The sequence below is a fragment of the Pseudomonas sp. B414 genome (assembly GCF_055408445.1).
The window spans coordinates 110,845-125,235 of the sequence record NZ_JBUZTQ010000004.1 but is presented as its reverse complement, the minus strand read 5'-3'; the positions used below and the strand labels follow the sequence as shown (position 1 = coordinate 125,235).

At 58.2% G+C, this 14,391-nt stretch carries 14 protein-coding genes and 1 tRNA gene; 7 read left to right on the top strand and 8 right to left on the bottom strand.

From position 1 onward, the window contains the following. Window positions 1-5: 5 nt before the first annotated feature. The 5 genes from ACZRMH_RS05225 to ACZRMH_RS05205 form a co-directional block, all read right to left on the bottom strand. Complete coding sequence (locus ACZRMH_RS05225; RefSeq protein ID WP_464012476.1) at window positions 6-476, bottom strand: hypothetical protein; 471 nt, start codon at window positions 474-476, stop codon at window positions 6-8. Window positions 477-639: 163 nt separating this feature from the next. After that, a tRNA-Phe gene (locus ACZRMH_RS05220) sits at window positions 640-715 on the bottom strand. A 104-nt stretch (window positions 716-819) separates the two neighbouring features. Then, a complete protein-coding gene (locus ACZRMH_RS05215) occupies window positions 820-1,092 on the bottom strand; it encodes an oxidative damage protection protein (protein ID WP_464012475.1) in 273 nt (90 codons plus the stop codon). Further along, window positions 1,089-2,156, bottom strand: coding sequence for an A/G-specific adenine glycosylase (mutY, locus tag ACZRMH_RS05210; protein ID WP_464012474.1), 1,068 nt, complete (start codon window positions 2,154-2,156; stop codon window positions 1,089-1,091). The genes ACZRMH_RS05215 and mutY overlap by 4 nt, the downstream gene beginning before the upstream one ends. Continuing rightward, complete coding sequence (locus ACZRMH_RS05205) at window positions 2,153-4,366, bottom strand: AsmA family protein (RefSeq protein WP_464012473.1); 2,214 nt, start codon at window positions 4,364-4,366, stop codon at window positions 2,153-2,155. Before ACZRMH_RS05205 ends, mutY begins: the two co-directional genes overlap by 4 nt. A 295-nt stretch (window positions 4,367-4,661) precedes the next feature. On the opposite strand from ACZRMH_RS05205, the gene ACZRMH_RS05200 reads away from it, so the two are divergent. The 6 genes from ACZRMH_RS05200 (at window position 4,662) to hisF (ending at window position 9,558) form a co-directional block, all read left to right on the top strand. Beyond that, window positions 4,662-6,323 carry an OFA family MFS transporter gene (locus ACZRMH_RS05200; protein WP_464012472.1) on the top strand — a complete coding sequence of 554 codons (1,662 nt, stop codon included), beginning with the start codon at window positions 4,662-4,664 and terminating at the stop codon, window positions 6,321-6,323. 188 nt (window positions 6,324-6,511) lie between these two features. Further along, on the top strand, window positions 6,512-7,105 hold the full coding sequence (hisB, locus tag ACZRMH_RS05195) for an imidazoleglycerol-phosphate dehydratase HisB (RefSeq protein ID WP_464012471.1): 594 nt from the start codon (window positions 6,512-6,514) through the stop codon (window positions 7,103-7,105). Then, on the top strand, window positions 7,105-7,743 hold the full coding sequence (gene hisH / locus ACZRMH_RS05190) for an imidazole glycerol phosphate synthase subunit HisH (protein WP_464012470.1): 639 nt from the start codon (window positions 7,105-7,107) through the stop codon (window positions 7,741-7,743). The genes hisB and hisH overlap by 1 nt, the downstream gene beginning before the upstream one ends. Beyond that, entirely contained in the window at window positions 7,743-8,000 is a 258-nt protein-coding gene (locus tag ACZRMH_RS05185) for a DUF2164 domain-containing protein (protein ID WP_019824815.1), read from the top strand. The genes hisH and ACZRMH_RS05185 overlap by 1 nt, the downstream gene beginning before the upstream one ends. 39 nt (window positions 8,001-8,039) lie before the next feature. Then, entirely contained in the window at window positions 8,040-8,777 is a 738-nt protein-coding gene (gene hisA / locus ACZRMH_RS05180) for a 1-(5-phosphoribosyl)-5-[(5-phosphoribosylamino)methylideneamino]imidazole-4-carboxamide isomerase (protein WP_088378464.1), read from the top strand. A 10-nt stretch (window positions 8,778-8,787) separates the two neighbouring features. Next, the gene (gene hisF, locus ACZRMH_RS05175; protein WP_048400703.1) at window positions 8,788-9,558 is read left to right on the top strand and encodes an imidazole glycerol phosphate synthase subunit HisF; all 771 of its coding nucleotides are present in this window, start codon (window positions 8,788-8,790) and stop codon (window positions 9,556-9,558) included. 54 nt (window positions 9,559-9,612) lie between these two features. On the opposite strand, the gene ACZRMH_RS05170 is transcribed toward hisF, so the two are convergent. Further along, entirely contained in the window at window positions 9,613-11,265 is a 1,653-nt protein-coding gene (locus ACZRMH_RS05170; RefSeq protein WP_464012469.1) for a trypsin-like serine peptidase, read from the bottom strand. Between the two features lie 206 nt (window positions 11,266-11,471). Between ACZRMH_RS05170 and ACZRMH_RS05165 the strand changes: the two genes are divergently transcribed. Next, window positions 11,472-12,227: a substrate-binding periplasmic protein gene (locus tag ACZRMH_RS05165; protein WP_464012468.1), complete on the top strand. Its 756-nt coding sequence runs from the start codon at window positions 11,472-11,474 to the stop codon at window positions 12,225-12,227. Between the two features lie 39 nt (window positions 12,228-12,266). Here the strand turns inward: ACZRMH_RS05165 and ACZRMH_RS05160 are convergent, their stop codons facing one another. Both ACZRMH_RS05160 and ACZRMH_RS05155 read right to left on the bottom strand, forming a co-directional pair. Further along, window positions 12,267-13,049: a divergent polysaccharide deacetylase family protein gene (locus ACZRMH_RS05160; protein ID WP_464012467.1), complete on the bottom strand. Its 783-nt coding sequence runs from the start codon at window positions 13,047-13,049 to the stop codon at window positions 12,267-12,269. Window position 13,050: 1 nt separating this feature from the next. Continuing rightward, window positions 13,051-14,367: a S41 family peptidase gene (locus tag ACZRMH_RS05155; RefSeq protein WP_464012466.1), complete on the bottom strand. Its 1,317-nt coding sequence runs from the start codon at window positions 14,365-14,367 to the stop codon at window positions 13,051-13,053. Between the last annotated feature and the right edge of the window lie 24 nt (window positions 14,368-14,391).

The window sequence follows — 14,391 nt, the reverse complement described above, 5'->3', positions numbered from 1 at the left end:
TGCTGTCAGTGCAGGCTCCGGGTATTGCGCTCCTGCAGAAGGCGCGAGGCTTCAACGTAGGCTTTCTGGAAGGCCGGGGTCTCAATCCAGGCCACGGCGCTGTCTTCGTCGTCGCCGTGGATGCCGATGCGGTATTCGATCAGCAGGCCCATCAGGAAGTCGGTGGCGGGTTCTTCTTCCTCTTCCGAGATCACCAGCTCCAGTACCGGGTATTGCAGGAATACCGTGCACAGGGTTTGCAGGTTGATGGCTTCGGCCGCTTTCATGGCCTGGAACAGGTCGTCGTAATCGGCCGGGTCAAAGCCGTTGTCGAGAATGTCCTGGAAGTTGAACGTGCTCAGGTCGATTTTCACGTCATCGAACGGATTGTCGAGCAGTGCGCCTGCCGAGGCCTTGGCCGGTTTGCCGACGCGATTCTGCTTGGCTTTGGTTTTGGCTCGCTGGGCGTTTTTTTGCTGCTTTTTTGGCGATGACATAACGGTGTGTCCTTTGCAGGCTGAGGAGAGGATTGAACCCCATCTCTTTGCAATCGCCAAGAGAGGTGGTGCTGTGGGGTTAAATCACGGCCAAAAAAAAACCCGCACTAGGCGGGTTTTTCTGTGTTTTGAGGTAGTGCGAACACCACATCAAAACTGAATGTGGTGCCCAGAGACGGAATCGAACCGCCGACACGGGGATTTTCAATCCCCTGCTCTACCGACTGAGCTATCTGGGCAACGGGGCGCATTAGAAGCCTTTTTCGATAATCCGTCAAACACTATTTCGAAAAATATTTAATTATTACCGTCGCTTACAGATCAAACCCTTTAAAACCGGGGTTTACTCGCTCGGCGGAACATAGCCTTCAGCTTGGGCGTATTCTTCGCCGCTGAAGAACTTGTCCATTTCGCCCTGCAAATATTTGCGGTCTTCGGCGTTCATCATGTTCAAGCGTTTTTCGTTGATCAGCAGCGTCTGGTGTTTTTGCCAGTCGGCCCAGGCCTTGGCCGAAACGTGGTCGAAAATGTCCTGGCCTTTGGCTCCCGGAAACGGTGGGCGCTCAAGGGCGGGCAGTTCTTCGTTGTACTTGCGGCAGATAATGGTGCGGGTCATGACGACTCTCCAGCGTTCAATAGGTCGGCTGCGCGTTTGAGCAGCTTCTTGACCGGGGCGGCAAGGCCCAGGCGCGGCGGGGTGGCGAGGTTATACCAGAGCCAGTCGGCCTCGGCCACGTGATGGCCAGACTCCTTGACGTGGATCAGCCAGGGTTCGATGGCCAGTTGGAAGTGGCTAAAGGTGTGGGTCAGCCCCGGCAGTTCGTGTTGCGTGCCCAGGGCCAGGGCGTGTTGCAGGGCCAGATGCTCGATGTCTTGCAGGTCATCCAGCTCGGGCAGGCTCCACAGTCCGCCCCACAAACCGGTCGACGGGCGGCGATAAAGCAGGATCGCCCCGTCGGCATTGGCCAGCATCGGCATCAGCGTGCGTTTTTGTGGCACGGTTTTGCGCGGCTTTGGGATTGGGTAGCGCGTCTCCAGGCCCAGCAAGTGTGCTTCGCAGCCGCTTTCGAGCGGGCACAGCAGGCAACTTGGCTTGCTGCGGGTGCAGAGCGTGGCGCCCATGTCCATCATTGCCTGGGTATAGGCATTGACCCGGTCGTGGGGGGTGAAGCGCTCTGCGGTGGCCCATAGCTGTTTGGCGACCTTGGGTTCGCCGGGGTAGCCCTCTTGCGCGGTATAGCGTGCCAGTACCCGTTTGACGTTACCGTCGAGGATCGGTGCGCGCAGGCCCATGCTCAGGCTGGCAATTGCACCGGCTGTGGATAAACCGATACCGGGCAACTCGACCAGCTTCTCCACATCCCGCGGGAACTCGCCGTCATATTCGGCGACGACGATTTTCGCGGTCTTCTGCAAATTGCGCGCACGGGTGTAGTAACCCAAACCTGTCCACAGGTGCAGTACTTCGTCTTCCGGCGCTGCAGCCAGAGCTTCGACCGTAGGCAGGGATGCCATAAACCGGTCGAAGTAGTTCAGCACGGTGCTGACCTGGGTTTGCTGCAACATGATTTCCGAGACCCACACCCGGTACGGGGTGATGCCCTGTTGCCAGGGCAGGTCGTGGCGGCCGTGGTGGTCATACCAGTCCAGGACCGCCGCTGAAAATTGCTCGTCTCTCATCGGTTGAACAGCCCCTTGAGGGCGTTTTTCAGTTCGGGGCTGACCTTGTCGCCGAGCTTCTCTTCAAGTTTTTCACTGAGCTTGTTGCCCGCCACTTTGGCGGCGACCTTGCCCAGTCCCTCTTTATCCAGACGGCAGGCCTTGGCCCCCAGTTCCAGCGGGCCACGGCAGCGCAATGGCAGCTCGACGCCAACGAAGTTCTTGCCGACCTGGCAGGCCGGGTCCGGCATGGCACGGGTGTCGCCTTCGATAATGATGCCGATGCGATAGTCCATGCCCAGTACGCGCAGGTCGATGTCGCCATCGCCTTTGACGCTCAGGCCGGGAATGCGTACGACCATGTCCGGGTTGCTGGCCACGCCGTTGCGGAACACCAGGCTGCCCTTGAGCTCCTTGAACGGCGTGTCTTTGCCCAGTGGAGCGCCGCTCAGGGTTTTGCGGTTAAGGGTGGAGATGCCCTTGCACAGCTGTTGTTCAAGGTTGGCGTTAAGCAGCACACCGTCATTGAGGGCAAAGTTGGCGGTACCGTTAAGGCTGGAAATCAGCGCGCTCTGGCTGTTGCCGCTACCGGTGACATTGCTGTTGAGCGTCAGCAGGCCGGTCACTGGTGGTTTTTGGCCCTGGCTTTCGAGGATTTTTTCCACCGGAACATTGGTGATGCGGGTTTGCAGCTTGATCACCGGCAGGATCGGTTGCACGTCCAGGCTGCCGTTGGCGGCAAAGCTGCCTTTGTAGAGGCTGCCGCTGAGGTTTTCGAGGGTCAGCACGCCAGCCTTGCTGTTGGCCTTGAGGGCCGCGTTCTGGATTGGCAGCTTGCTCAGGGTCAGTTGGCCAAAACTGATGTCGGCGTCGAGGTTTAGCGCCTTGAGGCGGGTGACCGGGATGATCTTGGCTGTGCTCCAGCCGCTTTTGGTCGGTGCATCTGGCAGAGGAGTATCCCCCGAGGCTGCCAGGGCGCCGGCTTCTGTGCCCTGTACTTCTGCCTTACGGGCAACGCTGGCGCTGTTGGCTTCGGCTGATTTAGGTGGCATGTAGCGATCTGCGTCGAATGTGTCGCCTTTAAGCTGGATGCGCACGGCTTGTTTGGCGAAGTCCTCAATGGCAATCAGCCCGGTAAAGGTGCTGTCATCGACTTTAAGGTTGAGGTCGTCAAAGGTCACGCTGGTCGGTGTGCCCGACAGGCGGCTGACCAGCTCGACTTTGCTCAGGCTTTCAGGCGCCATTGCTGGCAGCGGATGGCCGATGCTGTCGAGGAAGCGGGCCAGGTCGAGCTGGGCAATCGACAGGCCGCCGCTGATTTGCGGTGTGGTGTCGAGGTTGTTGGCCTTGAGTTCACCCAGGGCGCGCAGCTGGTTGGCAGAAATCTTCAGGCTGCTCCATTCGGCGACGTTCGCCGCCAGATCAACCAGCAGTTGCCCCTGTGCGGCGAACGTCATGGTTTTGCCCTGCAGCGGCTCACCCGAGGCTTCGCCCGTGACTTTCATGTCTTCAAACTGATAGCGCTTGAGTACACGGTCAAAGCGCAGCTTGCCGTCGACTTCGGTCTTGACTCGCATCACCGGCTGGTTGGTGCCCAAAAAGGCGGTCAGCTTGACCGGGATGCTGGTGGCCTCGTGAACCGGGCCGGTGCTCAGCTGGATGCTTTCGGCGCTGAACTGTTTGCCGCTTTGCTCGTCGTTGTACTCAACCCGCGCGTTGTTCACGGTCAGGCTGTCGATATCGAGCTTGAGCGGTTGGCTGACGCTGTCCGGTTTGGCTGCCGGGGCGGGTTCGGTGCTGGCGGTCGCCGTGGTGTCGGTGGCCACTGCCGGCTTGCCGATATCCTGCCAGTTGCCGTGGCCGGCCTTGTCGCGGGTCAGGCGCAGGTTCAGGCCTTCGACGCGCACGTCGCTCATTTGTATTTCTTTGCGCAGCAGCGGCAGTACGCGTACCGACAGGCCGAGCATTTGCAGGTCGGCAAAAGGCTGGGTCGGGGCTGCCAGGGTTGCGACGCTGGCGTCGTGCAGTTCCAGGCCGAGCCAGGGGAAGAGGCTCCAGCCGATGTCGCCATTGAGGGTCAGCTCAATGTGGGCTTTGTCACGGGCTATCTGGCGGATCTCGTCTTTATAGTCGTTGGGATCGAACAGATGGCTGAGGGCAAAGCCCAGGGCCACGATGATCAGCAACAATCCGAGAAGCACCAGACCCAGGATTTTGCCGAACGCTTTCATGGGCGAGTCCTTGTAAGTCTGAGTGAAGGAGAGTTTTAAATTCAGCCGCAGAGTATAGCGCCACGCGCACGCCGACTGGGGGGCGATAGTGTTCGATCAGTTTGCCGATCAAAGACCGGATCAGACTGGGCTTTTGTGTGTGGCGGGATGTTAATCTGCGCCTGTTTTCCGGCCTTCTGCGGCGCATTGTCGCGCCTGGAACTTGGCCCTACAAAATGGCTGTGCGCCCTCGGGGGCGCCAAGGTCGGGGGTTGAGCGCGTCCGGAAACGACTTTATTCACTGGGGGAAACACAAATGGATACCAGCATCGCTGCGGGCAGTCTTGCCTCACAGCCTGCGTTCCTGTCCAAGGAGCGCATTATCGCCAAGTCCGGCTTCAACCGTTGGCTGGTGCCGCCAGCGGCATTGGCCATTCACCTGTGCATCGGCATGGCCTATGGCTTTTCGGTGTTCTGGCTGCCGCTGTCCAAAGCCTTGGGCGTGAGCGCTCCGGTGACTTGCGCAGCGGACATGAGCTTTATCGCGCAAGTGTTCTCGTCGCAATGCGACTGGCCGATTTCGATGCTCGGCTGGATTTACACCCTGTTCTTTATCTTCCTCGGTTGCTCGGCAGCGGTATGGGGCGGCTGGCTTGAGCATGCCGGGCCGCGCAAGGCCGGCGTGGTGTCGGCACTGTGCTGGTGCGGCGGTTTGCTGATTTCCGCATTGGGCATTTATACCCACCAGATCTGGCTGATGTGGCTGGGCTCGGGGGTAATTGGCGGTATTGGCCTGGGGCTGGGCTATATCTCGCCGGTGTCGACGCTGATCAAGTGGTTCCCGGACAAGCGCGGCATGGCCACGGGCATGGCGATCATGGGCTTTGGTGGCGGTGCCATGGTCGGCGCGCCGCTGGCTGCTGCACTGATGAACCACTTTGCCGGGCCGGACGGCGTAGGCGTATGGCAGAGCTTTGTGGCCATGGCCGCGATCTACTTCGTGTTCATGATTGGCGGTGCGCTGTCGTACCGCGTGCCACCGACCGGCTGGAAGCCTGAGGGCTGGAAGGCTGCGGAGAAAAAAGCCGCTAACGCGATGATCACCCAGCGCCATGTACATGTGAGTGTGGCCTGGAAAACCCCGCAATTCGCTCTGGTGTGGCTGGTGTTGTGCCTGAACGTATCGGCCGGTATCGGCATTCTGGGCATGGCTTCGCCATTGTTGCAGGAAGTGTTCGCGGGCAAGCTGCTGGGCAATGACCTGACATTCAGTCAGCTGGATGCTGCGCAATTGGCGCAAATCGCAGCCATTGCTGCCGGTTTCACCGGTCTGCTGAGCCTGTTCAATATTGGCGGCCGGTTTTTCTGGGCTTCGTTCTCGGATTACCTGGGTCGTAAAAATACTTACTTCGTGTTTTTCGCGCTGGGTTTTGCCTTATACGCGATGATTCCCAACCTCGGCCATCTGGGCAACGTGTCGCTGTTTGTGGCGGCGTTCTGCATCATTCTGTCGATGTACGGCGGTGGTTTTGCCACGGTGCCAGCGTATCTGGCTGATCTGTTCGGTACGCAGATGGTCGGCGCGATTCACGGTCGCCTGCTGACGGCCTGGGCGGCGGCGGGTGTATTGGGGCCGGTGCTGGTCAACTACTTGCGCGAGTATCAGTTGAGCATTGGGGTTGAGCGTGCAGCGGCGTATGACATCACCTTGTATATCCTCGCCGGGCTGCTGGTGCTGGGCTTTATCTGCAACTTGCTGGTGCGCCCGGTGGCCGACAAATACTTTATGACCGACGCTGAACTGGCTGCTGAGCAGGCTCTGGGCCATGACAAGGGCGCGGATGCCAGCACGTCGCTGGAGTGGAAAGCCGCGCCGGGCAGTCAGCCACTGGTTATCGCGGCCTGGCTGGCCGTGGGCATTCCGTTGTTATGGGGGGTGTGGGTGACGGTGCAGAAGACGGCGGTGTTGTTTAACTGATATCTGATTCAAGCCCGCTCCCACAAGGTATTTGCGATCCTGTGGGAGCGGGCTTGCTCGCGATTCAGGCGACACGGTTTATTTGAAGCAACGCATTACGTCAGCCACATCACCCTTAATGTTTCTGTTTGCCAGACCCGTGCCTATAATGGCCACCTTTTTCGCCCAATGATTTTGCGGAGCTGGTGATGGCCGAACGTAAGGCGTCAGTCGAGCGCGATACTCTGGAAACCCAGATCAAAGCCTCGATCAACTTGGATGGTACCGGTAAGGCCCGATTTGATATCGGCGTTCCTTTTCTTGAGCACATGCTCGACCAGATCGCCCGACATGGGCTGATCGACCTGGACATCGAGTGCAAAGGCGACCTGCATATCGACGATCACCATACCGTCGAGGATGTCGGCATTACCCTGGGTAAAGCCTTCAGCAAGGCGGTCGGCGATAAAAAAGGCATGACCCGCTACGGCCACGCTTATGTCCCGCTGGATGAAGCGCTGTCGCGTGTGGTCATCGACTTTTCAGGTCGTCCTGGCCTGCAAATGCATGTGCCTTTCACCCGCGCCACCGTAGGCGGTTTCGACGTTGACCTGTTCCAGGAGTTCTTCCAGGGTTTCGTCAACCACGCCAACGTTAGCCTGCACATCGACAACCTGCGCGGCACCAACACTCACCACCAGATCGAAACCGTGTTCAAGGCTTTCGGCCGCGCGTTGCGCATGGCTGTTGCACTGGATGAGCGCATGGCCGGGCAAATGCCTTCTACCAAGGGCGTGCTCTGATGCAGACAGTGGCGGTAATCGATTACGGCATGGGCAACCTGCACTCGGTAGCCAAGGCGCTGGAGCACGTTGGTGCCGGTCGGGTGCTGATTACCAGCGACGCCAGCGTGATTCGCGAAGCAGACCGCGTGGTGTTCCCCGGTGTAGGCGCGATTCGCGACTGCATGGCGGAAATCCGTCGTCTGGGGTTCGACTCGCTGGTGCGCGAAGTCAGCCAGGATCGTCCGTTCCTCGGTATCTGCGTGGGCATGCAAGCCCTGCTCGACAGCAGTGAAGAGAACGACGGTGTTGATTGCATCGGCCTGTTCCCCGGTGCCGTGAAGTTCTTCGGCAAGGACCTGCATGAAGACGGCGAGCACCTCAAGGTGCCGCATATGGGCTGGAACGAAGTTAAGCAAAAAGTGGATCACCCGCTATGGCACGGCATCCCCGACCTGGCGCGGTTCTACTTTGTACACAGCTACTACATTGCAGCGGGCAATCCCCGTCAGGTAGTCGGTGGCGGGCATTACGGCGTCGATTTCGCCGCAGCGCTGGCCGAGGGCTCGCGCTTCGCGGTGCAGTTCCACCCGGAAAAAAGCCATACCCACGGCTTGCAGCTGCTGGAAAACTTCGCGGCCTGGGATGGTCGCTGGTAATGGCGCCTCGCAAGAAGCCGCCGATTCTCACGCTCACCCCTGAGCAAGAGAGCGAAGCCAACAGCAAGATCAAACGCTTTATGGAAGACCGCTTCGAACTGGACCTGGGTTCGTTCGAAGCGGCTGAAATCCTTGAGCTGTTCACCCGCGAAATCGCGCCGCATTACTACAATCGCGCGATTTTCGATGTGCAGACGCACCTCAAAGAGAGGTTCGAGAGCATCGAAAGCGACCTGTGGGCGCTCGAAAAGAACTGATTTCCGAGTCTCAGACTCCCGAATTTGAAGGTTTGCCACATGCTGATTATTCCCGCTATCGATCTTAAAGACGGTGCCTGTGTACGTCTGCGTCAGGGCCGTATGGAAGATTCCACAGTGTTCTCCGATGATCCGGTGAGCATGGCTGCCAAATGGGTAGAGGGCGGTTGCCGCCGTCTGCACCTGGTTGACCTGAACGGTGCCTTCGAAGGTCAGCCGGTCAACGGTGAAGTGGTTACCGCCATTGCCAAGCTGTACCCGCATCTGCCAATCCAGATCGGCGGCGGCATCCGCTCGCTGGAGACCATCGAGCACTACGTCAAGGCGGGCGTGAGCTACGTGATTCTGGGCACCAAGGCGGTGAAGAACCCTGAGTTCGTGGCCGAAGCGTGCCGTGCATTCCCCGGCAAGATCATTGTCGGCATGGACGCCAAAGACGGCTTCGTCGCCACCGACGGCTGGGCTGAAGTCAGCACCGTGCAGGTCATTGACCTGGCCAAGCGTTTTGAGGCGGACGGCGTGTCGGCCATCGTTTATACCGATATCGCCAAAGACGGCATGATGCAGGGCTGCAATGTGAGCTACACCGCGGCCCTGGCTGCGGCGACCAGCATCCCGGTGATTGCTTCGGGCGGCATCCACAATCTGGGTGATATCAAGGCCCTGATGGATGCCAAGGCGCCGGGCATTGTCGGTGCCATCACCGGCCGTGCAATCTATGAAGGCACGCTGGATGTGGCCGAGGCGCAAGCCTTCTGCGACAGCTACAAGGCCTGAGGAGAGACCCATGGCGTTGGCCAAACGCATCATCCCTTGCCTGGACGTGGATAACGGCCGGGTTGTTAAGGGCGTCAAGTTCGAGAACATTCGCGATGCTGGCGACCCGGTAGAAATCGCCCGTCGTTACGACGAGCAGGGTGCTGACGAGATTACCTTTCTCGACATCACCGCCAGCGTCGATGGTCGCGACACCACGCTGCATACCGTTGAGCGCATGGCCAGTCAGGTATTTATCCCGCTGACCGTGGGCGGCGGCGTGCGCTGCATCCAGGACATCCGTAACCTGCTCAATGCCGGTGCGGACAAGGTCTCGATCAATACCGCAGCGGTGTTCAACCCGGAGTTTGTGGGCGAAGCCGCGCAGCATTTTGGTTCGCAGTGCATCGTGGTGGCGATTGATGCGAAAAAAGTCTCACAGCCGGGCGAAACCCCGCGCTGGGAAATCTTCACCCACGGCGGGCGCAAGCCTACCGGTCTCGATGCAGTCGAGTGGGCGATGAAGATGGAAGGTCTGGGGGCCGGTGAGATTTTGCTGACCAGCATGGACCAGGATGGCATGAAAAACGGTTTCGACCTGGGCGTGACCCGTGCCATCAGCGATGCGCTGGGCATTCCGGTGATCGCTTCGGGTGGTGTCGGCAACCTGCAGCACCTGGCTGACGGCATCCTGGAAGGTCATGCCAGTGCGGTACTGGCGGCGAGTATTTTCCACTTTGGCGAATACACCGTGCCAGAGGCCAAGGCGTACATGGCAGAGCGCGGAATCGTGGTGCGTTAAGCATTGCCTCTGACTGTCAGCGCCCACCGAGGTGGGGCTGACAGTGTTGTTGAATCAGAGTGGTTTAAAAATATCGATGCGTGGTTCCGATCGTACGTTTTCACGGTTATAAACAACCGTGCACAATTTTATAGCTTTATCTTTGATCTCAAAATTGCGGGTTACTTTTTCACCGTGCAAGAGGCCCATCAGTCTTCTACTTTCCGGTGAGCTTAAATCCGTATTGCTGTATTTGTTTGAGTCGATTTCTCCCGATGACAATAAATGAGATAGCCAAAATCCCATGTCCATAACGGGTTCATAACCTTTGGGGTCTGAACAGTCGGTCGTTGAATAATCACCGAATTTGGTTTCATAGTGTTCGAAGAAGGGTGAGCTGTGTTTCCACAGCGCACCGTAGCTTTCATCATTAAGGAACATTGTGCTGGTTTGCATATCTGGCATCAGTGCAGGTGAGGCCGCGAAACGGTTGATGGCGATTATTTTTCCTGCTTTAAGTTGGGGCTCGGTCAGGACTTCATCGTCGGAGTTGATGCCGAGAATACAAATCAAGTGCATGCCGACGGTATTATCAAGAACAATATTCAATAGGTCACTTTTGACGTTTCTTACCGAGCTGTAATTATTGCGTGAATGGCATTCTTGAGCGGTGTGGGTGTATTTATAGCGGTAGCCTGGGGTGCTGGCTGACAAGGCCACTTGGTAGGTGTCGGGTTCCGGAGCTGGGTCGGTGGCTAGTTTTTGTAGAATGCGAGCGGGCGGGTAGTCGCTCCCCTTGATCGAGACAGAGGCCAGCTCATAAAGATCGCACTGCGGGTTAGCGGCCGCGAACATTCCTTGGTTAAAGCACCTGTTGAGATAAGACACTGGCAGTGTGTAGTGAGTATCGGGGCTCCAGAGCGGCAGGCCATATTGCAGTTCGCACGGTGAGTTGGCCAGGCAGTGGTCACGGCTTTTTATCCCGTGGTTGCTTGCTACGAGCAGGCTGATCAGTTCATTGCTGGTTTTATCCAGAATGGGGCCGCCACGTCCTCCAGGTGTGAGGTCTGCGCAGCGGTTTGGCAGAAGATGGATGCCTACCCTTGGGTAACTGGCTATGTCTACGGGGGCCAGTTGTGTGCAGTTGGTTGCATAGAGGTTGCTGTTTTGTGGAATGCCCAGTGCCAGAATTTCAGTACCTGTAGCAGGTGTTGCAGGGGCTATTTTTAGTGGGTGAATACCCGCTTTTATCAGGTCCGGTAGAGACGCTTTCAACTCGATAATTGCAATGTTGAATCCCACATCGCTTTGCCATGTAATTGTTTTCAGGTCGTAAGTTTTGGTCTGGCTCAAGGTGTTTTCAAAGTGATTGAAATGAATTTTTCCTTGAGTGGGTATGGTGTGTTGTATACCGCCAAAATAGGCGTAGTTGTCGTGCTGGTCAGTATTTAAGCAGCGTTGGCTGGTAATGATGTAGGCGGGTGAGTTTTCCGTGGGCGCGTCAGGATTACGTGTGTCGATAAGGCTCGCCGTGCAATAGGCCCCACGAACACCGCGAAGTCTGCCTATCCCGCTCCATGCCGCTGACCGTGAATTGGCCAAGGGTGACAGTTGAACTAACCCGTCGGGGATGTCCTCCATTGACGGTGGGGAAGTATCAGCCAGCAGTTGAGTGGAAAGGCTGGCCAGTAGTGTCAGTGCCACTAAGTAACTCGAATTTTTAGTCATATATGGACCTGTTATTAGACATTTATTGTCTTCTTGAGTGCGGTGTTTTAGTTAAACAGGTCCGTTTTTTTTGCTGTGATAGTTATATATTTTTTCCAGTTGATGCTGCCGGGCAGGCCCGAAAGGCGCCATCAGCCCAAAGGCTACTGGACAGCATGGCGTGCCCACGGCACTCTTGAGCACGCCATGGATTTAGGTCGCCTGTCATGTTCAAACGCTTTTTGCTCGTTCTCGCCAGTTCCACAATGTGGCTGGCGAGTACCGCTTCTGCGGTCGATACGTCGCGCTCACCGATCGTATTGCTGACTGAAAACTTCCCGCCTTACAACATGGCCAAAAACGGCAAGAATTTTGCGCAAAACGAAAATATTGAAGGCATTGCCGTCGATATCCTGCGCGAAACCTTCAAGCGTGCCGACATCTCCTACAGTATGACCTTGCGTTTCCCTTGGGAGCGTATTTACCACCTTGCCCTCGAAAACCCCGGCTACGGCGTGTTTGTGACTGCCCGTGTGCCCGATCGTGAAAAGCTGTTCAAGTGGGTCGGCCCGCTGGGCCCTGATGACTGGGTATTGCTGGCCCGGGGTGACAGCCCGATTACCCTGACCTCCCTGGAGCAGGCCCGCCAGTACCGGGTGGGTGCTTACAAGGATGATGTGATTGCCTTGTCCCTGGAGAAGCAGGGGCTGGCGCCGGTGATTGTGCTGCGCGATCAGGACAACGCCCGTAAATTGCAGGCCGGGCAAATCGACCTGTGGGCCACGGGTGATCCGGCGGGGCAGTTTTTGGCGCGCCAGGTGGGGATTTCCGGGTTCAAGACGGTATTGCGCTTTCATCAGGCCGAGCTGTTTCTGGCGCTGAACAAGGAGGTGCCGGACGAGGTGGTGAACAAGTTGCAGAAGGCCCTGGATCAGCTAAGGGCTGAGGGTGTGGTCGAGAAGATCAGCGCGAAGTACCTGTAACGAAAACTCCAGCCCGCTCCCACAAAAGCCGGTGCATATTCAGCGGTAAACCCCATCCTTCCCGTGCCCGGCCATGGCCTTGTTGCTGCGTACGCCGATCATCTGCCGGATATCAATCCAGTCGATACCCTGGGCCTTGAGCTTGGGTAGCTCGCGCTCCAGCACCGCCAGGGTCTGTGGGTAGGGGTGGCCGATCATCACCGCCGAGCCTTGCTTGCGCGCCAGTTTGATCGCGGTTTCAAGTTGCGTGGCAATCGCCTGTTCGGTACGCACATCATCGAGAAACACGTCCCGCGATACGCTGGCCAACCCGATCTTTTGCGCTTGGGCTGCGGCAACCGTCTGCGCGCTGGTGCGGCTGTCGACAAAGAATTTGTGGCGCTGCTGCAAGTTGCCCATCAACCAGGCCATGGCCTGCGGCTGAGAGGTCATGCGGCTGCCCATATGGTTGTTGATGCCGCTGGTGTAGGGCACGGCCTTGAATGCGGCGTTGAGGCGTTTTTCCAGCTCTTCGACGGGCAAGTCGGGGTGCCAGGCAAACGGCCCGGTGGCCGGGTCCATCGGCATATGCAAAATCACGATCTTGCCAGCCTTGTGGGCCTCGCGGGCAAACTCGGCTGCATGCGGGGTGTCTGGCATCACGGCGGTGGTGACCGGACCGGGCAAGGCCAGCACACGGCGGTCGCGTGGCAGGTTTTGCCCAAGGTCATCGATGATCAGGCTCAGGTAAGCCTTATGCGGCGTAGCGGCGTGGCTGGCCGGCGTCGCATGGGCGGCACCGGTCAGGCAGCAGAGCAGGGCGAAGGCGAGAGAAAAACGCACCTCAGTTGCCGCGTGTGATGCTCAAGCCTTTAAGCAGGCTCAGGGCCTGGCTCAGCTGGAAGTCATCGTCCTGTGGCATCGGCTTGGCTTTGGGGCTGGAGCCGGTCGGTCGGTCGGCACCACCGTTGCCATTGCCAAGGTGACCTTGCAGGTCGGCCTCTTTGTAGTACTCGGTGTCTTGCTCGCGAGTGATCTTGGCCCGGCTGACCTCGATGTCCGGCACGATGCCCTGGGCCTGGATCGAGCGACCGTTAGGAGTGAAGTACAGGGCCGTGGTGATTTTCAGAGCACGGTCATTGTTCAGTGGCAGCACGGTTTGCACCGAACCCTTACCGAAGCTGGTGGTGCCCATCACCACGCCGCGCTTCTGGTCCTGCAGGGCCCCGGCGACGATCTCGGAGGCCGAAGCGCTGCCGCCGTTGATCAGTACCACCAATGGCACGCCTTCGCTCAGATCCTTGCCGGTGGCCGAGAAGCGCAGCTCGGAGTTGGCGATGCGGCCCTTGGTGTATACGATCAGGCCCTTGGTGATGAAGTGATCGACCACTTCAACCGCCGATTGCAGCACGCCACCGGGGTTGTTGCGCAGGTCGAGGATGATGCCCTTGAGCCGCTTGTTGCCGTTCTCGCGGCGCAGCTTGGACAGTGCTGAGGCCACTTCTTCGCCAGTCTTGACCTGGAACTGTGTGATACGGATGTAGCCGTAGCCGTCCTCAAGCAGTTGCGCCTTGACGCTCTTGACCTGAATATTGGCTCGGGTCAGGGTCACGTCAAAGGGCGTGCCGCCATTGCGCACTAGGGTCAGGGTGATTTTCTGACCGATCTTGCCGCGCATTTTGTCCACGGCTTCGGTCATGCTCAGGCCGCGAGTGGGCTGACCATTGATCTTGACGATAAAATCGCCTGCCTGGATACCGGCTTTGCTGGCAGGGGTGTCATCGATCGGCGAGACGATTTTGATATTGCCGTCTTCGGTACCGACTTCGATGCCCAGGCCGCCAAACTCACCGCTAGTGCTTTCCTGCAGCTCGGCGAAATCTTCGGGGCCAAGGTAGGCCGAGTGCGGGTCGAGGTTGCTGAGCATGCCCTTGATGGCATTCTCCAGCAGGGTTTTGTCGTCTACCGGCTCAACATACGCGGCCTTGATCCGATCCATGACCTCGGCAAAGGTGCGCAGCTCTTCCAGAGGCAGCGGGGCCTTGGCGCTGGCAGCGGCACCCGCTGGAGCAATGGCAGGCTCGGCAGCAAATGCCAGTGGCGAACCAACGACCAGAGCGATCGTCAGGGCCAGCGAGTTGAGGCGGGACAAATGCGGCATGTTGAGCGAACTCCTACGTATTAA